This window comes from Saccharomonospora piscinae, from assembly GCF_005862235.1.
Classification (GTDB): domain Bacteria; phylum Actinomycetota; class Actinomycetes; order Mycobacteriales; family Pseudonocardiaceae; genus Saccharomonospora; species Saccharomonospora piscinae.
Genome location: NZ_VCEK01000004.1, coordinates 687,313 through 711,082, shown reverse-complemented (window position 1 = coordinate 711,082; position 23,770 = coordinate 687,313). Strand labels below are relative to the sequence as shown.

1 protein-coding gene is annotated in these 23,770 nt (G+C 71.6%); it reads right to left on the bottom strand.

The genetic code is table 11. The annotated features are described in order from the left end of the window. Positions 1–4: 4 nt before the first annotated feature. Positions 5–23,767, bottom strand: a complete 23,763-nt coding sequence (locus FFT09_RS23380; RefSeq protein WP_138383532.1) for a type I polyketide synthase — start codon at positions 23,765–23,767, stop codon at positions 5–7. Positions 23,768–23,770 lie beyond the last annotated feature (3 nt).

Genomic DNA, 23,770 nt, shown 5'->3' with positions numbered 1-23,770 from the left:
CGCATCACGAGATCCCCAGGTCCTTGTCGATCAGGTCGAACAGCTCGTCGTTGCTCGCGGTACTCAGCTGGTCCGACACGCCCGGCCCGCCCGCCGAGGTCTCCTGCTTCGCGCCGAGCCGGGACAGCAGCGATTCGAGCCGCATCACCACGCGCACGCGGTCGACGTCGTCGTGGGCGCGTTGCGCCAGCGCGGCTTCCAGGCGTTCGAACTCGGCCGGGTCGGGCAGGTCCGCCTCCACCTGCTCCTGCATGACCTCCGCCTTCAGGTGCGCGGCCAGCTCGGTGGGGGTGGGGTGGTCGAACACCAGCGTCGCGGGCAGCCGCAGGCCGGTCGCCCCGGCGAGCCGGTTGCGGAGCTCGACGGCGGTGACCGAGTCGAACCCGAAGTCGCGGAACGCCCGGCCCGACTCGACGTCGTCGGCCGAGTCGTGGCCGAGCACGGCGGCGGCGTGCGCGCGCACGATGTCGAGCACCACGTGGTCGCGGTCGTCGTCGGGGAGGTCGGTGAGCTCGGCCCGCAGCGCGGTGGGCGCCTCCCTCGCGTCGGCGTCGGTCGTGGTTTCCGACGCGACGAGCGCCCGCACCTCGGGCACGTCCTCGATGAGCGGACGGGCCCGCGCCGACGTGAAGATCGGCACGAAGCGTGCCCAGTCGACGTCGGCGATCGCGATCTCCGCGTCGTCGTTGTCGAGTGCCAGGCCCAGCGCGAGCACGGCCTGTTCGGGCACGAGCAGGGGAACGCCCTGGCGCCGCAGTCGCTGTTCGGTCTCCTCGTCGCGGACCATGCCGCCCGCCGCCCACGGCCCCCACGCGACGGATAGCACCGGGACACCCTGAGCACGGCGCTGCCTGGCGAACGCGTCGAGATAGGCGTTGGCCGCGGCGTAGGCGCCGTGATCGCCGACGCCCCACACGGCGGCGATGGACGAGAAGTACACGACCGCGTCGAGCTCGGCGGGATCGAGGAGCTCGTCCAGGTGCCGCGCGCCCGCGACCTTTCCGGTGGCGATGTAGCCGAACTCGCCGACGCCTGATCCGGCGACCGGGGCGAGTCCTCCGATGCCCGCGGTGTGCATGACGGAGCGGATCGGATCGCCCGCCTCGGCGAGGCGCTGGACGAGGTCGGCGACGCTGTCGCGATCCGCGACGTCGCAGCTCTCGACGCTGACCCTGCTGCCGAGGGCGGTGAGCTCGTCGGCCAGTTCCGTGGCTCCCGGCGCGTCGATGCCGCTGCGGCTGGCCAGCACGAGGTGCTCGGCTCCGATCGACGCGAGCCAGCGTGCGACCTGCCCGCCGAGTGCTCCGGTGCCGCCGGTGACGAGCACGGTGCCCCTGGGTTTCCACGCTCGTGCGGGCTTGCTGGTGCCCAGCGGTGCCGGTGTGAGGCGGCTGGCGAAGACGCCGGCCTGCCGGACGGCGACCTGGTCCTCGCCACCGGTCTGCGCGAGCACCCCGGCGAGCCGGGTGAGCACGTCGCCGTCCACGGTCTCGGGCAGATCGACCAACCCGCCCCAGTGGTCCGGCAGTTCGAGGGCGGCCACGCGGGCCATGCCCCAGGTCTGGGCCTGCTCGGGGTGGGTGAGCGGGTCCGCGTCGTAGATCGACACGGCGCCCTGGGTGGCGAACCAGATGGGCGCGGCGAGTTCGGCCTCGATCGCGGCCTGGATGAGGTTGAGGCACCCGAACAGCCCTGCGGGCAGGTGTTCGTGAGTCGGGTGCGGCTGTTCGTCCAGGGAGAGCAGTGACAGCACTCCGGCGACCGGTGGTCCTTCGGGGACCAGGTCGAGGAGGTGGTCGGCGATGGTCAGCGCGTCCTCTCGGGTCGCGTCGATCGCGATGGTGAGCGTTGTGGCCCCGTGGCTGGACAGTGCCTTGGCGCAGGCGTCGAGCATGGCTTCGTCGGCGTACCCGGCAGGCACGGCGAGAATCCAGGTCCCGGTCAGCACCGGCGTGGTGTCCGCGACGACCGGTTTCCACTCGACCCGGTAGCGCCAGTTGTCCATCGTGGACTGCCTGTCCCGTCGTTGGCGCCATTGGGCCAGGGCGGGAAGCACTGTGGTCAGTGCTTCTTCGGCGTTGACGTCGAGGTCGAGCGTTCCGGTGAGCTCGGCCAGATCCGAGCGTTCGACGGCGTTCCAGAAGTCAGCGTCCGCGCTCGGCTCCGTGTTCTGCGAGGGCGCTTCGCCTTCGGGCCAGAAGCGTTGGTGCTGGAAGGCATACGTCGGCAAATCAACCCGGCGCGCCCCCGGATACACAGCATGCCAGTCGACCGCCACACCATGCACGTGAGCCGCCGCCACCGCCGTCATAAACCGGCGCGACTCCTCCTCCCCTCGCCGCAACGTATCCAACGCCACAACCTCAGAATGCTCCTGAAGACTCATCGTCAACACCGCATGCGGACTCACCTCAAGGAACATCCGGTGACCCTCACCGATCGCCGACCGCGTCGCCTCATCGAACCGCACCGGATTCCGCAGATTCCGGAACCAGTACCCCGCATCCATCTCCGCCGTGTCCAACGCCCGCCCAGTCAACGTGGAATACACCGCCACCTCGGCCGACACCGGCCTGATCGACGCCAAAGCCTCAGCGAGTTCGGCTTCGAGAACATCCACCTGCTCGGAATGAGAGGCGTAATCCACCGCCACCCGGCGGGCCCGAACACCGTCGCCTTCGCACTCAGCGAGCAGCGCGTCCAGCGCCTCCGGCGTACCCGAGACCACCACCGATCCGGGCCCGTTGACCGCCGCGATCGACAACCCATCCCGCAGCCGGGCGGCCACCTCCGCCTCCGACGCCGCCACCGACACCATGCCCCCAGCACCAGCCAACCGCCGCAACGCCCGACTACGCAACGCCACCACCCGCGCGCCGTCCTCCAACGACAAACCACCCGCCACCACAGCCGCCGCGATCTCACCCTGCGAATGACCGATCACACCCGCAGGCTCCACACCCACCGCACGCCACAACTCCGCCAACGACACCATCACCGCCCACAACACCGGCTGCACCACATCAACCCGAGCCAACAACTCCTCATCACCCAACACCTCCAGCAGATCCCACTCCACAAACGGCGCCAACGCCGCACCACACCGACCCATCCACCCCGCGAACACCTCAGACTCCGCCACCAACCCACGACCCATCCCCACCCACTGCGCACCCTGCCCCGGAAACACCAACACCGGCGACACCACACCACCCTCCACCAACCCCGACACCACATTCCCCGACACCACACCCTCAGCCACCGCACCCAACCCACGCTCCAACTCCGCGCTCGAACCCACCACCGCCGCCCGATACTCCAACGCCGCGCGCGAGGTCGCGAGCGAGAAACCCACGTCCTCGACGCCGGGTTCGCCCTGCGACACAAACGACCGCAACCGCGCCGCCTGCCCACGCAACGCCAACTCCGACCGACCCGACACCACCCACACACCCACCGAACCAGACACCACCGGCTCGACCGGCTCCACCGACTTCGCCATCGGATCCACCACCGACGACTCGACCACGAGCTCCGCCTCCGGCGCCTGCTCCACCAGCACATGCGCGTTCGTCCCGCTGACGCCGAACGACGAGATTCCGGCGCGGCGCGGCCTGTCGCCGTCGGGCCACTCGACGCGGTCGGTCAGCAGCGACACGCCACCGGCAGACCAGTCCACATGCGACGTCGGCTGGTCGACGTGCAACGTCTGGGGCAGCACGCCGTGTCGCATCGCCTGGACCATCTTGATCACGCCCGCCGCGCCCGCGGCGGCCTGCGTGTGACCGATGTTCGACTTGATCGAACCCAGCCACAGCGGCCGGTCGGCGGCGCGGTCGCGACCGTAGGTCTCAAGCAGGGCCTGGGCCTCGATCGGGTCACCGAGCCGCGTTCCCGTGCCGTGCGCCTCGACGGCGTCGACGTCCTCCGTGGAGAGTCCGGCGTTGGCGAGCGCCTGCCGGATCACGCGACGCTGCGACGGCCCGTTCGGAGCGGTCAGCCCGTTCGACGCGCCGTCCTGGTTGACCGCCGATCCGCGCACGATCGCCAGCACGTCGTGCCCGTTGCGCCGCGCGTCCGAGAGCCGCTCCACGAGGAGCAGGCCGACGCCCTCGCCCCAGCCGGTGCCGTCGGCGGCGTCGGCGAACGACTTGCACCGCCCGTCGGCGGCCAGCCCTCGCTGCCTGCTGAACTCGATGAAGGCTGCGGGTGTCGCCATGACGGTCACCCCACCGGCGACCGCGAGCGTGCATTCGCCCTGCCGCAGCGCCTGCGCGGCCCAGTGCAGCGCGACGAGCGACGAGGAGCAGCCGGTGTCGATCGTGACGGCGGGCCCTTCGAGTCCGAAGGTGTAGGACAGACGGCCCGACACGACGCTCGCCGCGTTGCTGGTGACGTTGGCCGCGCTCGTCCCGCCTGCGAGCAGGAGCGCGGTGGCGTAGTCCTGGCCGTTCGTGCCGGTGAACACGCCGGTCGGGGTGCCCTGCAGGGACAGGGGGTCGATGCCCGCGCGTTCGAACAGTTCCCAGGTGGTTTCGAGCAGCAGCCGCTGCTGCGGGTCCATGCTCAGCGCCTCGCGCGGCGAGATCCCGAACAGCGACGGATCGAAGTCGCCCGCGTCGTAGAGGAACGCGCCCTGGTTGGTGTACGAGGTTCCCTCACGCTCCCCGTCCGCGCTGTAGAAGTCGGACACCCAGCCACGTTCGGTCGGGAACCCGCCCACGGCGTCCACACCGCCCGCCACGAGGTCCCACAGTTGCTCCGGCGAGCTGACTCCACCGGGGAAGCGGCAGCTCATGCCCACGATGGCGATCGGATCGTCGTCCGGCGCGACCCCGGCGGAGTGCGGTGCCGGCGTGTCCTGCTCGGCCCCGGTGAGGTCGGCGAGGATTCGGGCGGCGAGCGCGGTGACCGTCGGGTGGTCGAAGGCGATGGTGGCGGGCAGGCGCAGTCCGGTGGCCGCGTTGAGCCGGGTTCGCAGGTCGACCGCGGTCAGCGAGTCGAAGCCGAGTTCCCGCAGTGCCCGGTTCGGTGGCACGGCGTTGCCGTCGGAATGGCCGAGCACGACGGCGGCCTCGGCGCGCACCAAATCCACCAGGAGCCGTTCCTGCTGGGACGGCGAGAGTCCGGCCAGCCTGCCGCGCAGTTCCGATCCGCCCGCACCGGTGTCGGTGGCCGATCGTTCCTGCTCGGCGAGGACGCGCCGGACGTCGGCGATGTCGTCGAGCAGTGGCCGTGGCCGGGCCAGTGTGAAGGCGGGGACGAACCGGTCCCAGTCGACGTCGGCGACGGCGAGGCACACCTCACCCGCTCCGACCGCCTCGCGCAGCGCGGTGAGCGCCAGCGCGGGGTCCATCGGGGGAAGGCCCCGCTTGCGCAGCCTGGTTCCGGCGTCGCCGCCGGACATCCCGTCGCCCTGCCAGCCCGCCCAGGCGATCGAGGTCGCGGGCTTGCCCGCCGCGCTGCGTCGCTCGGCCAGGGCGTCGAGGTAGGCGTTGGCGGCCGCGTAGCCCGCCTGCCCGCCGCTGCCCCAGGTGGCGGCGTTGGAGGAGAAGAGGACGAAGGCGTCGAGGTCGGCGTCCGCACCGAAGATCCGGTCGAGGTGGTGCGCGCCGAGCACCTTCGCGCTGAGGACGTCGTCGAGTTCGGCGAGCGTGAGGTCGGTGAAGGGGTTGTTCTGTCCCGCGCCCGCGGCGTGCAGGACGGCAGTGATCGTCTCGCCCGCGTCGCGCAGGTCGTCCACCACGGTTCGCAACGAGGCGAAGTCGGTGACGTCGCAGGCCACCGCCGTGAGCCGGGTTCCGCTCGTGACGAGTTCGGCGCTCAGGTCGGACATGCCGGGCGCGTCCGGCCCCTTCCTGCCGAGCAGGACCACGTGGTCGGCCTCGTGCTCCGCCAGCCACCGGGCCAGGTGACGCCCGATCGCGCCGGTGCCGCCGGTGACGAGCACGGTGCCCCGGGGGGTCCAGTCCCCGTCCGGGCCGCGTTCCCCCAGCGGGTGCCGCACGAGCCTGCGAGCGACCGTGCCACGGTCGCGGATCGCCAGCTGGTCCTCCACACCCGCGCCCCCGGCGAGCACAGCGGCCAGCCGTGCCACGGCATCGTCGGACGCCGCGGCGGGCAGGTCGACCAACCCGCCCCACAACTGCGGCTGTTCCAGTGCCAGCACCCGGCCGAGACCCCAGTACGCGGCCTGCCCTGGCGACGGGGCCTCGCCGGTCGCACCGCTGGTCACCATCCACAGCGGGACCGACGTACCGGCGTCGACGAGTGCCTGGGCCAGCAGCACGGTGGTGCCGAGTCCGGCGGGAACCGGGTTTCCGGCATCGGTGTCGTCCTCGACGCCGAGGAGCGACGCCACCCCGGCGAGATCGGTGCTGTCGTCGAGCAGGCCGGCGAGGGTGGCGCGGTCGGCGCCGCCGGTGTCGACGGTGAGAACGGTGGACTGGGGCAGGGCCTCGACGACCCGCGTGACCACGGGGTGGTCGGCCTGGGTCTCGGCGACGACCACCAGCCAGCGCCCGTCCGGTGTCCCCGCGGTGAGCGTGACCGGCTTCCAGCTGATCCGGTACCGCCACGAATCGACCGCCGAGCGGGCACGACGCGCCTGCCGGTATCGCGACAACGCGGGCAGCACCGTCGCCAGCGCCGCCTCGTCCACGGCCAGCGCGTCCGCGAGCTGCGCGGCATCACCCTGCTCGACGCTGTCCCAGAACGGCCCGTCCTCGGCCGCGACCGCCTCGGAGGCGGCAACGGACTCCGGCCAGAAACGCTGGTGCTGGAAGGCGTACGTCGGCAGCTCGACCCGGCGCGCCCCCGGATACAGGGCACGCCAGTCGAGGGCCACACCGTGCGCGTGTGCCTGGGCGATCGCGGTGAGGAACCGGTGTGGTTCGTCCTCGTCGCGGCGCAGGGTTTCCAGAGCGACGGCGTCGGGGTGTTCCTGGATGCTCATCGTCAGCACCGGATGCGGGCTGACTTCCAGGAACGTCCGGTTCCCCTGGGCGATCGCGCTCCGTGTGGCGTCGTCGAACCGCACCGGGTTGCGCAGATTCCGGAACCAGTACCCGGCATCCATCTCGGCCGTGTCCAACGCCCGCCCGGTCAGCGTGGAATACACCGCGACCTCGGCCGACACCAGCTTGATCGGCGCCAAAGCCTCAGCGAGCTCGGCCTCCAGACCATCGACCTGCTCGGAGTGAGAGGCGTAATCCACCGCGACCCGGCGGGCGCGGACACCGTCGCTCTCACACTCCGCCAGCAGGGCATCCAGCGCCTCGGGCGCTCCGGAGACCACGACAGAGCCCGGTCCGTTGACCGCCGCGATCGACAATCCATCCCGCAGCCGGGCGGCCACCTCGGACTCGGACGCGGCCACCGACACCATGCCCCCGGCACCGGCCAACCGCCGCAACGCGCGACTACGCAAAGCAACGACCCGCGCGCCGTCCTCCAACGACAGCCCACCGGCCACGACAGCGGCGGCGATCTCACCCTGCGAATGCCCCATCACGCCCGCCGGTTCGATCCCGACCGCACGCCACAGCTCGGCCAGCGACACCATCACCGCCCACAACGCCGGCTGCACCACGTCCACCCGGGACAGCGACTCCTCGTCGCCCAGCACCTCGAGCAGATCCCAGTCCACGTACGGCGCCAGCGCCGCACCACACCGGCCCATCCACTCCGCGAACACTCCAGACGCGGACAACAGCCCACGACCCATCCCCACCCACTGCGCACCCTGTCCGGGGAACACCAGAACCGGGCGGGACGCGCCGCCTTCGGCCACCGCCGACACCACGTTCGCCGACGGCACACCGTCGGCCACCGCGTTCAGCCCGCGCTCCAGCTCCACGCCGGAACCGACCACCGTCGCGCGATACTCCAGCCCCGCCCGCGAGGTCGCCAGTGAGAAACCCACGTCCTCGACGCCGGGGTGGCGCTGCGCCACGAACGACCGCAGGCGTCCCGCCTGCGCGCGCAACGCCTGTTCCGAGCGCCCCGACACGACCCACACGCCCGCGTCGGCGCTCAGCACCGGCTCGGCCTCCACGGCCTGCTCCGCCACGAACTCCGGCGCCTGCTCCACGATCACATGCGCGTTCGTCCCGCTCATCCCGAACGACGACACCGCGGCGCGCCGTGGCCTGCCCTCGGCAGGCCATTCGACGCTGTCGGTCAGCAGCGACACGGCACCGGACGACCAGTCCACATGCGACGACGGCTGGTCGGCGTGCAGCGTTTTCGGCAGCACGCCGTGTCGCATGGCCTCCACCATCTTGATCACGCCGGCGACACCGGCGGCCGACTGGGTGTGACCGATGTTCGACTTGATCGACCCCAGCCACAGCGGCCGGTCCGCGGCACGGTCCCGGCCGTAGGTCGCCAGCAGGGCCTGCGCCTCGATCGGGTCGCCGAGCCGCGTTCCCGTGCCGTGGGCCTCCACGACGTCGACGTCCCCGGCCGACAGACCGGCGTTGGCCAGCGCCTGCCGGATCACCCGGCGCTGCGACGGCCCGTTCGGGGCCGTCAGCCCGTTCGACGCGCCGTCCTGGTTCACCGCCGAACCCCGCACGACCGCCAGTACGTCGTGCCCGTTGCGGCGCGCGTCCGAGAGTCGTTCGATGAGCACCATGCCCACGCCCTCGGACCAGCCCGCACCGTCGGCGGCGTCCGAGAAGGACTTGCACCGGCCATCGGCGGCCAGGCCGCCCTGCCGGTCGAACGCCGAGAAGGTGCGCGGGTTCGCCATCACGGTCACGCCGCCGGCCAGCGCCATCCCGCACTCGCCGGACAGCACGGAGCGGATCGCCCAGTGGAACGCGACCAGCGACGACGAACACGCGGTGTCGACCGTGACGGCGGGTCCTTCGAGCCCGAAGGTGTAGGCGAGCCTGCCGGAGACGACGCTGTTCGCGGTGCCGGTCAGCAGGTGCCCCTGGACGTCCTCGGACAGTTGCTGCGGCGGGTTGCCGTACCCCGAGGGGGCGGCGCCGACGAACACGCCGACGTCGGAACCGCGGGTCGCGGCAGGGTCGATGCCCGCGCGTTCGAAGGTCTCCCACGTCACCTCGAGCAGGAGCCGCTGCTGCGGGTCCATGCCAAGCGCCTCGCGCGGCGAGATCCCGAACAGCGACGGGTCGAAGTCGCCCGCGTCGTGCAGGAACCCGCCCTCTCCCGTCAGTGAACCGTCGCCGCCGAACAGGGGGTTGTCCCATCCGCGATCGGTGGGGAAGGCCGAGATGCCGTCCACCCCGTCCCGCACGAGATCCCACAGCTGTTCGGGCGAGTTCACGCCGCCCGGGTAGCGGCAGCTCATGGCGACGATCGCGATCGGGTCGTCGCGGTCGGCCGGGTCGTGGACGGCGGCGACCACGGGTCCGGTGTCCGCGAGGCCGAGCAGCTCGACGCGCAGGTGGGCGGCGAGTTCCTCCGGGCTCGGGTAGTCGAAGACCAGTGTGGTGGGCAGCAGCAGGCCCGTGGCCCTGTTGAGGCGGGTCCGCAACTCGACCGCGGTCAGGGAGTCGAATCCGAGTTCCCGGAACGGACGGTCGGCGCGGACCGGCTCGGCGGAGCCGTGGCCGAGGACGTCGGCGGCCTCCGTGCGGACGAGATCCCGCAGCATGCGTTCCTGGTCGGCCGTCGACAGCCCGGCGAGCCGCCCCCGCAGGGCCGATCCGGCTTCGCCCGCCGCGGCGTCGGCACGTTCCCGCTCCGCGAGGACACGCCGCACCTCCGGCAGATCCTCGATCAACGGCCGGGACCGTGCCGAGGTGAAGGCGGGCACGAACCGGTCCCAATCGACGTCGGTGACCGAGAGGCACGTCTCACCGTGGCTGACCGCCTCGTGCAGCGCGCTGATCGCGATCGCCGGGTCCATCGCGGGCAGGCCCCGCCGCCGCAGCTCGTCGGCGGCGTCACCCGCCGCGAGACCGCCACCGCCCCACACGCCGTACGCCACCGACGTGCTCGCGAGACCGCGGGCCGCCCGGTCCCGCGCGAGCCCGTCCAGGTAGGCGTTGGCCGCGGAGTAGGCCGCCTGCCCACCGCTGCCCCAGGTGGCGGCGTTGGAGGAGAACAGCACGAACGCGTCCAGGTCGTCCTCGGCGAACAGTTCGTCGAGGTGCCGGGCACCGAGCACCTTGGCCTCGAACACGTCGCCGAGGGAGGCGGCATCGGCCTCGCCGATCGGCTGCGCACGTTCGACACCGGCCGCGTGCAGCACCGCCGTGATGGTCTCGCCGTCCTGTCGCAGACCGTCCACCAGCGCGCCCAGCGCGGCGGCGTCCGCCACGTCGCAGGCGGCGAACGTCACGCGCGTGCCGGAGTCGGCGAGCTCGTCGCGCAGCTCCGCGGCACCGGGCGCGGCCGAACCCCGGCGGCTCGTCAGCACGACGTGCGCGGCGCCGCGCGCCGCCAGCCACCTCGCGAGGTGACCGCCGATCGCGCCGGTGCCACCGGTCACCAGCACCGTGCCGTGGGGCGTCCACGCCCGCTCCGGCTCGTTCTCACCCAGCGGGGCCCTGGTCAGCCGCCGCGCGTACGTTCCGCGCTCCCGGATCGCGAGCTGATCCTCGTCGCCCGCGCCACCGGCCATGACCGCGGCCAGCACGCCGAGCACCCGATCGCTCGCCGTTTCCGGCAGGTCGATCAGGCCACCCCAGCGATCGGGGTGTTCCAGGCCGACCACGCGCCCGAGCCCCCACAGCGCCGCCTGCCACGGGCCGCCGTGAGGCACCTCGTCGGCCGCCTCGGCCACCGCGTCGCGCGTGACACACCACAGCGGCGCCGCGATCCCCGCAGCACCCAACGCCTGCACCAGCGTCACCGTGCCGGCCAACCCCGAGGGCACCGCGGGCACGCCCGGCACCGGCCGCTCGTCCAGGGCCAGCAACGACACCACGCCCGCCGGTTCCGGCCGCTGTTCCAGGCGGGCGGTCAACGCGGCGCGGTCCAGCTCGTCGTCGTTCACCACGAACGACACGGCACCGGTGAGCCCGGCGAGGACGGCGGCCACCGTGGGGTCGTCGACATGTCCGGCCGGAACGACCACCAGCAGCGGACCACCGGCAGGGGTGGCCTCCGCGACCGCGCACGGCCGCCACACCACCCGGTACCGCCAGGAGTCCAGCACCGCACGTTCCCGGCGGCTCTGCCGCCAGGCGCTCAACGCGGGCAGCACCGTGTCCCACGCGGCCTCGCCGCCGCCGAGCGTCTCGGCCAGCGCCGACAGATCCTCGCGTTCCACGAGGTCCCAGAACTCGGCGTCGACCGGCGACCCCGCGGCCGGTCCCGACACGGGCTCCGGCCAGAAGCGCTCGTGCTGGAACGCATACGTCGGCAGCTCCACCCGCCGCGCTCCCGACCCGGCGAAGAAGTCGGCCCACGTCACCTCGGCGCCCCACACGAACGCCTCGGCCACGGCGCGGACGAGATGCGCGGGCTCGTCGCGATCGCGCCGCAGGGCGGGCACGAACACGCCTTCCGGGACACAGTCCTGCCCGGCCGACGACAACACGCCGTCCGGACCGAGCTCCACGAACCGCGACACTCCGGCCTCGGTCAGTGCGGCCATGCCCTCGGCGAAGCGGACGGTCTCCCGCACGTGCCGCACCCAGTACTCGGCCGTGGCCAGCTCCGGCCCGGCACGGTGTCCCGTCACATTGGACACCAGCGGAATCGTCGGCTCCGCGAACGACAGGCCCTCAGCGACCGTGCGGAACTCGTCCAGCATCGGCTCCATCCGCGCGGAATGGAACGCGTGGCTGACCGTCAACCGCTTGCTCTTACGACCCTCGAACCGGTCCACAACAGCCGTGACAGCGTCCTCGTCACCGGAGAGCACCACCGACGACGGACCATTCACCGCCGCCAGCGACACACCCTCGGACAGCAAGGGCGCGACCTCGGCCTCGGTGGCCTGCAACGACACCATCACCCCACCAGTGGGCAGGGCCTGCATCAACCGACCCCGAGCCGCCACCAACCGACACGCATCCACCAGATCGAACACACCCGCCACATGCGCAGCAGCGACCTCACCAATCGAATGCCCGAGGACGTAGTCCGGGCTCAGACCCCAGGACTCCACAAGCCGGAACAGCGCGACCTCGATGGCGAACAGCCCGGCCTGCGCCCACATCGTCTCGTTCAGCAGGTCACCACCACCGAACACCACGTCCCGCACAGAAGCATCAAGGTGGCGGTCCAACTCGGCGCACACCGCGTCGAAAGCCTCCGCGAACACCGGATAGGCCGCATACAGCTCCTGGCCCATCCCGGTCCGCTGCGCACCCTGCCCCGTGAACAGGAACGCCGACCCGCCGGGCACCACGCTGCCCCGAACGACGCCGTCGTCGACCAGCACCGCACGGTGTTCGAACACCGACCGGCCGCTCAACGAGTACCCGACGTCGACGGCATGCAGCCCACGCGCCTCCGCGTGCGAGCGAACGCGGGCGATCTGGTCGTCCAGCGCTCGCTCGGACCTCGCCGACAGCACCCACGGCACCAGCGGCATCGGCTCGGGAGCGGGCGGCTCGTCCGGGGAGAACCCTTCCACGATCACGTGGGCGTTGGTGCCGCTGATCCCGAACGAGGACACCCCCGCCCGGCGCGGGTGGGCCGACTGCGGCCACGGCACGGTGTCGGTCACCAGCTCGACCGCGCCGGACGACCAGTCCACCTCCGGCGTCGGCTCGCCCACGTGCAGGGTTCGTGGCACCTCACCGTGCCGCATGGCCTGGACCATCTTGATCACACCGGCCACGCCCGCCGCGGCCTGCGTGTGGCCGAGGTTCGATTTCACCGAGCCCAACAGCAACGCCTGGTCCCGGTCCTGGCCGTAGGTCGCCAGCAGCGCCTGGGCCTCGATCGGGTCACCGAGGGTCGTGCCGGTTCCGTGTGCCTCGACGACGTCGATCTCGGAGCGTTCGAGTTCGGCGTTCGCCAAGGCCTGCATGATCACCCGCTGCTGCGAGGGACCGTTCGGCGCGGTGAGGCCGTTCGAGGCGCCGTCCTGGTTGACCGCCGAGCCACGCACCACGGCCAGCACGTCGTGGCCGTGGCGCCGCGCGTCGGACAGCCGCTCCACCAGCAGCACGCCCACGCCCTCGGACCAGCCCGTGCCGTCCGCCGACACGGAGAAAGACTTGCACCGGCCGTCGGGGGAAAGGCCGCCCTGGCGCCCGAAGTCGACGAACGTCGCGGGGGTGGCCATCACGGTCACGCCGCCGGCCAGTGCCATCGAGCACTCGCCCGAACGCAGGGCCTGCACCGCCAGGTGCAGCGCCACCAGCGACGACGAGCACGCGGTGTCCACGGTCATCGCCGGGCCCTCGAACCCGAACGAGTAGGCCACCCGGCCGGAGAGCACGCTGCCCGAGTTCCCGGTGCCGCTGTGGCCCTCGGTGTCCTCGATGCCCTGCAGTTGGGCGACGTAGTCGTGGTACATCAGCCCGGCGAACACGCCGGTCCGGCTGCCCCGCAACGCCAGCGGGTCGATGCCCGCGTGTTCGAAGGCCTCCCAGGACGCCTCCAGCAACAACCGCTGCTGGGGGTCCATCGCGATCGCTTCGCGGGGTGAGATGCCGAAGAATCCGGGATCGAAGTCGGCGGCGCCGGTGAGGAAACCGCCCACTCCCTCCATGTCCCAGCCCCGGTCGGCAGGGAAGGCGCTGACCACGTCGCGGCCCGACACCAGCAGCTCCCACAGCTCATCGGGGTTCGAGACCCCGCCCGGGTAGCGGCAGCTCATACCGACGATCGCGATCGGCTCGTCGGTGCCGAGGACCGTGGGTGCCAACGCGGCGGCCACGGCCTGCGCACCGGTCAGCTCGCCCAGCACGAACTCGGCCAGTGCCAACGGTGTCGGGTAGTCGAAGACGAGAGTCGCGGGCAACCGCAGGCCGGTGGCGGCACCGAGCCGGTTACGCAGCTCGACCGCGGTCAGTGAGTCGAAACCGAGCTCGGTGAACGCCCGGTGCGGCTCGACGGCCTCGCCCGAGGCGTGCCCGAGCACGGCGGCGACCTGGCCACGCACGAGGTCGAGCACCTTCGCCGAGCGCTGCCCCTCGTCCAGGCGCTCGAGTTCCGCGACCAGCCCGGCCTCGCCCCGCTCGACGCGCCGCTTCGGTGCCCGGACCAGCGCGCGCAGCAGCGGTGCGACTCCGTCGGTGGTGGCGCGGGCACGGAGCTGCGGCAAATCGAGTGTGACCGGAGCCAGCATCGGACGGTCGCTGCCGAGCGCGGCGTCGAAGAGTGCGAGGCCGTCGTCCGCCGTCAGCGGGGGGAACCCGGCCCGGCGCAGCCGGTCGACCTCGGCGTCCGACAGCCCACCTGCCATACCGCTGTCGGACCACAGACCCCAGGCCAGCGAGAGACCCGGCAGGCCCCGGGCGCGCCGGTACTGGGCCAGGGCGTCCAGGTAGGCGTTCGCCGCGGCGTAGTTGCCCTGCCCCGGCGAGCCCAGCACTCCCGACACCGAGGAGAACAGCACGAACAGCGACAGGTCCGCGTCCTGGGTCAGTTCGTGCAGGTTGCGGGCGCCGTCGACCTTGGGCCGCAGCACGGCCTCAACCCGCTCCGGCGTCAGCGACGACACCACACCGTCGTCGAGCACTCCGGCGGCGTGGACGACGCCGACCAGCGGATGTTCGGCGGGGATCTCGGCGAGCGTCCTCGCGAGGGCATCGCGATCGGCGACGTCGCACGCCACCGACCGCACGTCGGCGTCCAGGTCGGCCAGCTCGCCCACGTCACCGCCACGACGGCTGGCCAGCACCAGGTGCCGCACGCCGTGCTCCAGCACGAGGTGCCGGACCACCAGGCGCCCCAGCGCACCGCCCGCGCCCGTGACGAGCACGGTGCCCTCCGGGTCCAGCTCCGGCGCGGGCTCGGCGGTCTCCCGCACCAGGCGCGGCGCGAGCAGCTGCCCGTCCCGCACCGCCACCTGCGGCTCACCGAACGGCAGGACACTCGGTACCTCGGTGTCAGCGCCGTCGAGGTCCACGAGCACGAACGTGCCAGGGTGTTCGGACTGCGCCGACCGGAGCAACCCCCACGCGGCGGCGGCGGCCACGTCCCGGCCGTCGGTCGCACCCCGGGTCACCACGACCCGCTGGCGCTCGTCACCCAACCAGCCCTGCACCAGTTCCAGAGTCTCGATCACCCGCTGTGCGACGTCCCCGCCGGAGGGCAACTCGACCAATTCGCCGTCCACAGCGGAATCGGCGGGGCTGGACGCGACCGGAACCCAGTCGACGCCGAACAACGGGTCGGTGCGGGTGGCCTGGGCCAGCTCCGGCCCGACGGGCCGCAGCACCAGCGAGTCCACCACGGCCACCGGCTGCCCTGTGGTGTCGGTCAGTACCAGCGAGAAACCGGAGCCCGACCGCGTGATCCGCGCCCGAGCCGCGGTCGCGCCCACCGCCAGCACCGACACGCCCGACCACACGAACGGCAACGTGGGCCCCTCGTCGCCGTCACCCCGCAACAGGCCGATCCCGTGCAGTGCCGCGTCCAGCAACGCGGGGTGGACGCCGAATCCTTCGACGGACACGTCGTCGGGCAGCGCGACGTCCACGACACTCTCGTCGTCGCCGTGCCACGCCCGGTACACGCCGCGGAACGTGGGCCCGTACTCCAGTCCCGCCGCCGACAGTCCCTCGTACAGACCCTCGACGTCGACCTCCGTCGTGGCGGTCGAGGGCGATTCGACGGGCAGGCTCGCCGTCCGGGCGGTGTCCCGGGTCAACGTGCCCGAGGCGTGCCGCGTCCATTCGTCCTCGTCGTGGAGCCGGGAGTGGACGGTGATCGTGCGGTAGCCGGGCTCCTCGCCGTCCTCCACGGTGACCTGGATGACCGGCGCCCGGCCGGTGTCGAGGACGAGCGGGGTTTCGAGCGTCAGCTCGTCCACGGTCGAGTAGCCGACCTGCTGCCCGGCGTGCAGAGCCAGATCGACGAACACGCTCCCGGGCACGAGCACGGTGCCACCGATGGCGTGGTCGGCAAGCCACGGCCAGGCATCCAACGTCACCCTGCCGCTGAACGCCAGCGCTCCGCTGCCCGCGAGCTCGGTGACCGCGCCGAGCAGCGGGTGCGCGGTGTCGCCGAGGCCGAGCTTCGTGGGGTCACCGACCGGAATGCCGGAGGAGCGCAGCCAGTAGTGCTCTCGCTGGAAGGCATAGGTGGGCAGCTCGACCCGCCGCGCACCCGAACCGGCGAACAGGGCGGCCCAGTCGAGATCAGTGCCGTGAACGAACATCTCCGCCACAGCCCGCACCAGCGTGGCCGCCTCATCCCGCCCACGCAGCATCGCCGGGGCGAACACGGCGTCGGAGACACAGTCCTGCCCCGCCGCCGACAGCACACCGTCCGGGCCCAACTCGATAAAGCGGGTCGCGCCCTGCTCGTGCAGCGTGTTCATGCCCTCGGCGAACCGAACGGTCTCGCGCACATGCCGCACCCAATAGTCGGGCGAGCACACCTCATCGGAGACCACGCCACCGGTCAGGTTCGACACCAGCGCCACCTGCGGCGGCTGGAACGACAGTGCTCCGGCGACGGTGCGGAACTCGTCCAGCATCGGCTCCATCCGCGCCGAATGGAACGCATGACTCACCGTCAACCGCTTGCTCTTCCGGCCCTCGAACTCGGCAAGGACCGCGGCAACGGCATCGCCGTCACCGGACAGCACCACCGACGACGGACCATTCACCGCCGCCAACGACACACCCTCAGACAGCAAGGGCGCAACCTCGGCCTCGGTGGCCTGCAACGAGACCATCACCCCACCGGAGGGCAGGGCCTGCATCAACCGGCCCCGAGCCGCCACCAACCGACACGCATCAACCAACGAGAAGACACCAGCCACATGCGCAGCGGCGATCTCACCGATCGAATGCCCCACCACGAAATCGGGGCTCAGACCCCACGACTCCACCAGCCGGAACAGCGCCACCTCAACGGCGAACAACCCGGCCTGCGCCCACATCGTCTCGTTCAGCAACTCACCGCCACCGAACACCACGTCCCGCACCGAAGCATCGAGATGGCGGTCCAACTCGGCACACACCGCATCGAAAGCCTCAGCGAACACCGGGAACGCCGCATACAACTCCCGGCCCATCCCGGCCCGCTGCGCACCCTGACCCGTGAACAGCATCGCCACACCACCAGGCACCGCGGCATTGCCACGCACCACACCGTCATCCAGCAGCACCGCACGGTGCTCGAACACCGACCTGGTAGCCAGCGAGTAGCCCACATCCACCGGAGCCAGCTCACGCGCCCCGGCGAACGACCGAACACGAGAGATCTGCTCGTCCAGGGCGTGTTCGGTCTTGCCCGACACCACCCACGGCACCACCGGCACTTCACGCCGGGAACCGTCATCGTGAACGGACTGCGCGCCCTGCTCAAGAATCACGTGGGCATTGGTGCCGCTGATCCCGAACGAGGACACACCCACCCGACGCGGCCGATCCACCTCCGGCCAACCCGTCGGCTCAGTCAACAGGCGCACCGCACCCGCAGACCAATCCACCTCAGAAGTGGGCTCATCGACATGCAGAGTCTGCGGCAGGGTGTCGTGGCGCATGGCCTGCACCATCTTGATCACACCAGCAACCCCGGCAGCAGCCTGCGTATGACCCAGGTTCGACTTGATCGAACCCAACCACAACGGCCGCTCACGATCCTGCCCATACGTCGCCAACAACGCCTGAGCCTCAATCGGATCACCCAACGTGGTGCCCGTGCCATGCGCCTCGACCGCATCCACCTCGGACGGCGCGAGTCCGGCGTTGGCCAGGGCTTGGCGGATCACCCGCTGCTGCGAGGGACCATTCGGCGCGGTCAGCCCGTTCGACGCGCCATCCTGATTCACCGCCGACCCGCGAACCACCGCCAACACCTCATGACCCAACCGCCGAGCGTCGGAAAGACGCTCCACCACGAGCACACCCACACCCTCGGACCAGCCCGTGCCATCCGCCGACGACGCGAACGACTTGCACCGCCCGTCACCAGCCAAGCCACCCTGGCGGTCGAACTCCACAAACGTGCCCGGCGAGGCCATCACCGTCACACCACCGGCAAGCGCCATCGAACACTCACCGGAACGCAGCGCCTGCACAGCCCAATGCAGAGCCACCAGCGACGACGAACACGCCGTATCCACCGTCACCGCAGGACCCTCAAACCCAAACGAATACGCCACCCGACCCGACAGAACACTGCCGGTGTTACCCAACCCCAAAAACGCCTCGACACCGTCAGGAATGCTCTCCGCATTCCTGCCGTAATCGTGATACATCAGCCCGGCGAACACGCCCGTGCTGCTACCGCGCAAACCGGTCGGGTCGATTCCGGCGTTTTCCAACGCCTCCCACGAGACCTCCAGCAACAACCGCTGCTGCGGGTCCATCGCCAATGCCTCGCGCGGCGAGATCCCGAAGAAGCCGGCGTCGAACTGGGCGGCGTCGTACAGGAAGCCGCCTTCGTAGCTCTTTCCCGTGCCCCTTTTCTCCGGTGCGACACCCAGCATCCGCTCGATGTCCCACCCCCGATCGGTGGGCAGGCTCGCGACCCCGTCACCGCCGGTGGCGACCAGGTCCCACAGCGCGCCCGCGTTGGCCACGCCGCCCGGAAAGCGACAGCCCATTCCCACGATGGCGATCGGTTCGTCCGCGACGGCCGCCGAAACGGCCGGGGTGGCGGCGGCCTGCTGGCCGAGCAGCTCGGCGAGAACGTACTCGGCCAGCACGGTCGGCGTCGGGTAGTCGAAGATGAGGGTGGCGGGAAGGTGCAGTCCGGTGACGGCACCGAGCCGGTTGCGCAGTTCGACGGCGGTCAGCGAGTCGAAACCGAGTTCGTTGAAGACGTCCTGGGGGCGCACGGCCGTGTCGGAAGCGTGCCCGAGCACCGCGGCCACCTGGGTTCGCACCACCTGCAGGATCCGCGCCGAGCGCTGTGCCTCGTCCAAGTCGGCGAGCTCCGCGGCCAGGCCCGCGTCGCCGCGGGCCGTCCGCCGGGGCGCCACCCGCACCAGAGACCGCAGCACCGGCGCCACACCCTGCGTGCCGGCCAGGGTGCGCAGCACCGGGAGGTCCAGCTTCACCGGCGTCACCACGGCTCGCTGGTCGGCCAGTGCGGTGTCGAACAGCCGCAACCCTTGCTCGGCGGACAGTGGCGGGAAGCCCGCGCGGCGGAGCCGGTCGGTCTCGGCGGGTGTGAGGGCGCCGGACATGCCGCCCTCTTCCCACAGGCCCCAGGCCAGCGACTGCGCCGGCAGGCCCTGGCTGCGGCGGTGCTGTGCCAGTGCGTCCAGGTAGGCGTTCGCCGCCGCGTAGTTGCCCTGCCCGGGCGAGCCCAACACACCCGCCACCGACGAGAACAACACGAACAACGACAGATCCATACCCTGCGTCAGCTCGTGCAGGTTGCGCGCGCCATCGACCTTCGGTCGCAGCACGGCCTCGACCCGCTCGTGCGTCAACGACGAGATCACCCCGTCGTCGAGCACACCCGCCGCATGCACCACACCCACCAACGGGTGCTCAGCGGGAATGTCAGCCAGCACCCCGGCCAGCGCATCCCCATCCGCGACGTCACACGCCACCGACCGCACATCCACATCCAGGTCAGCCACGGCATCCGCACCACCACCGCTGCGGCTCACCAACACCAGGCGCCGCACCCCATACGCCGACACCACATGACGCGCCACCAACCGGCCCAACGCACCATTGGCACCGGTCACCAACACCGTGCCGTCCGGATCGAGCGCCGGGCTGTCAGCCCCGGGAGCCCCGCGCACCAGACGGGGCACCCATGCCTGCCCGTCCCGCACCGCCACCTGCGGCTCACCCGCCGGAAGACCCGGCACCACCTCGGACAGATCAGCGTCGTCGGTGTCCGCACCAGGGTCGAGGTCGAGCAGGGTGAAGCGACCGGGGTGTTCGGACTGGGCCGAGCGCAGCAGTCCCCACACGGCGGCCTGTGCGAGGTCGCCGCCGTCGGTGGCACCACGAGTGACGATCACCCTGGAGACGTCGTCACCCAGCCAGCCCTGTGCCAGCTCCAGTGCCTCCACCACCCGCTCGGACACGTCGCCGCCGCTCGGCAGGCGCACCACCTCGACGTCCTCGCCCGCCGCCACGGCGTCGGTGGGAGCGGGTGTCCATTCCAGACCGAGCAGCGAGTCCGCTCGCGGGGTGCGCGCGAGCTCGGGGCCCACCGGGCGCAGCGTGAGCTGCCGCACGACGGCCACCGGGTCGCCGGCCCCATCGGCCAGCAACAGCCCGAAGCCCGAACCCGAGCGCGTGATCCGCGCCCGTACGGCCGTGGCTCCCACCGCCAGCACCGACACTCCCGACCAGGCGAAGGGCAGTCCTGTCCCCTCGCCCTCGGTGTCGAGCAGGCCGATGCCGTGCAGCACCGCGTCCCACAGTGCCGGATGCACGCCGAACCCGTCGGCCGGTACACCTGCGGGCAAGGCCACGTCCACGAACGCCGCACCGGCGTCGTCGGCGCGCCAGGCTCGCCGCAGTCCCTGGAACACCGGCCCGTATCCCAGGCCGGCCTCGGCGAGCTCGTCGTAGAGTCCCGCCACGTCCACCTCGGCGCCGTCGGCCGGTGGCCACGCGGCCAGCGACCCGGCCAGCTCGGCACCGCCCGCTGCCGGTGCGAGCACTCCGGAGGCGTGCCGCACCCAGTGCTCGTCCTCGGCCACGCTCGAATGGATGGTGATCTCGCGCCGCCCGTCGTCCCGGGTTCCGGCCACGAACACCTGGATCGCGACGCCACCCCGCTCGGGCAGCACCAGCGGAGCCTCGATGGTCAGCTCGTCCACGGTCGCGCAACCGGAGTGCTCGCCCGCGCGCACGGCGAGGTCCACGAACGCCGTTCCGGGAAGCAGTATCGAACCGGCGACCACATGGTCGGCGAGCCAGGGCTGCGACTCCACCGACAACCTGCCGGTGAAGAGGAACTCGTCCGTGCGGGCCAGGCCGACACCGGCACCCAGCAGCGGGTGCTCCGCCGACCGCTGGCCGACCGCCGACACGTCGCCCGACCACCCGGTCGGCATGGCGGGCCAGTAACGCTGGTGCTCGAACGGGTAGGTGGGCACCTCGATGCGCCGCGCCCCCGTGCCGTCGAAGAACGGCTCCCAGTTCACCGGCAGCCCGTGGGCGTGCGCCTGTGCGAGAGCGGTCACGAACCTGGCCGGTTCGTCGTGGTTCCTGCGGGCCAGTGCGACGGCGTCGAACTCCTGACCGGCTGCCGCGGTGAGCACGCCGTCGGGGCCGACCTCGACGAGGGTGGTCACTCCCTCGGCGCGCAGCGTGGCGAGGCCGTCGGTGTAGCGCACGGTCTCGCGCACGTGCCGCACCCAGTAGTCCGCCGTGGACAGCTCGTCACCCGCGACGCGGCCGGTCACGTTGGACACGACCGGAATCCTGGGCGACTCGAACGTCACGCTCTCGGCCACCGCGCGGAACTCGTCCAGCATCGGCTCCATGCGGGCCGAGTGGAAGGCGTGGCTCACCCGCAGCCACGTCGACTTCCGCCCTTCCAGGCGCGACAGCACCGCGGCGACGGCTTCCTCGTCGCCGGAGAGCACGACGGATTCGGGCCCGTTGACGGCTGCGAGGGACACCGCGTCGGTCAGCAACGGCGAGACCTCGGCCTCGCTCGCCTGCACCGACGCCATCGCGCCACCGGACGGCAGGGCCTGCATGAGGCTGCCCCTGGCAGCCACCAGCACGCAGGCGTCCTCCAGCGAGAGCACACCCGACACATGAGCCGCGGCCAGCTCGCCGATCGAATGCCCCAGCACGAAGTCCGGCGTGGCGCCCCAGGACTCGAGCAACCGGAACAGGGCCACCTCGAAGGCGAACAGCGCCGCCTGCGCGTAGTCGGTCCCCTCGAGCAGTTCGCCCTCGTCGCCGAACACGACGTCGCGCAACGGCTGGTCGAGCCGGGCGTCCAGCTCCGCGCACACCGCGTCGAACGCCTCGGCGAACCTCGGGTACGCCTCGTACAGCCCCTGGCCCATCCCGGCACGCTGCGCACCCTGGCCGGTGAAGAGGAACGCCGTCCTGCCCGTCGCGGCGACGCCGTCCGCCGTTCCCGCCGCGAGCGCACGCAGGCCGTCGCACAGTTCGCCGGTGTTCGTCCCGGTCAGTACCGCGCGGTGCTCGAACCTGGTCAGCGCGGTCGCGAGGGTGTAGGCGACGTCGAGCGGATCGGTCTCCGCCGTGTCCACCCGGTCGAGCAGGCGCTCGGCCTGTGCCCGCAAGGCTTCGGGGGTCCTCGCCGACAGGACCCAGGGCAGCAGCGGAGGCCGCGTCGCCTCGACGTCGCTCGCCGCCTCCTCGACCACCGGTGCCTGTTCGAGGATCACGTGCGCGTTGGTGCCGCTGATGCCGAACGACGACACCGACGCCCTGCGCGGGCGTCCCGTCTCCGGCCAGGCGACCGGCTCGGTCAGCAGTTCCACCGCGCCGCTGCCCCAGTCCACCTCGGGCGTCGGCTCGTCCACGTGCAGGGTCCGGGGAAGCAGACCCTCGTGCATGGCCCGCACCATCTTGATCACGCCGGCCACACCCGCGGCGGCCTGCGTGTGGCCCAGGTTCGACTTCACCGACCCCAGCCACAACGGGCGGTCCCTGTCCTGCCCGTACGTCGCGAGCAACGCCTGGGCCTCGATCGGATCGCCGAGCGTCGTGCCGGTTCCGTGCCCTTCGACGGCGTCCACGTGCTCGGGCGCGACGCGCGCGTCCGCGAGCGCCTGCCGGATGACCCGCTGCTGCGACAGCCCGTTCGGTGCGGTCAGCCCACTGCTCGCGCCGTCGGAGTTCACGGCGGTGCCGCGCACGACGGCCTGGACCCGGTGCCCCGCTTCGAGAGCGTCGGACAGCCGCATCACGAGCAGCATGCCGACGCCTTCCGACCAGCCGGTGCCGTCGGCCGACGAGGCGTACGACTTGCACCGGCCGTCCAGCGCCAGCCCGCGCTGCCTGCTGAAGTCGATGAAGGTCGCGGGTGTCGACATCACCGTGACACCACCGGCGAGCGCCATCGAGCACTCGCCCTTGCGCAGTGCCTGGACGGCGAGGTGCAGGGAGACCAGCGAGGACGAGCAGGCCGTGTCGACGGTGACCGCGGGTCCTTCCAGTCCGAAGTAGTACGCGATCCGGCCGGACAGGACACTGCCCGAGTTGCCCGTGCCGAGGAAGCCCTCGGAGCCGTCCGGCGCGGCCTGGACGAGCGGCAGGTAGTCGTGGTACATCAGGCCGGCGAAGACGCCGACCCGGCTGCCACGGACGCTCGCCGGCGTGATGCCGGCGCGCTCGAACACCTCCCAGGACGCCTCCAGCAGCACCCGCTGCTGCGGGTCCATGGCCAGCGCCTCGCGCGGGGAGATGCCGAAGAACGCCGGGTCGAACTCGGTGGCGCCGTCGAGGAAACCGCCTTCCTTGACGTACGATCCCGCATCCTGCTCGGGGTCGGCGCTGTAGTAGCGGTCGAAGTCCCAGCCCCGGTCGGAGGGGAACTCGCCGACGCCGTCGCCATCGGCGGCGACCAGGTTCCACAGCTCCTCGGGATTCGATACCCCGCCGGGGTACCGGCAGCTCATACCGACGATGGCGATCGGTTCGGAGTCGCGTTCCTCGACCTCACGCAACCGCCGCCGGGTCTCCCGCAGGTCAGCGGTGGCGCGCTTGAGGTAGTCGAGAAACTTCTCCTCGTTCGCCATGTG

Bases quoted from the DNA above. Each gene is read 5' to 3' on its own strand.
- FFT09_RS23380 (WP_138383532.1), bottom strand. From the start codon at position 23,767: ATGGCGAACGAGGAGAAGTTTCTCGACTACCTCAAGCGCGCCACCGCT.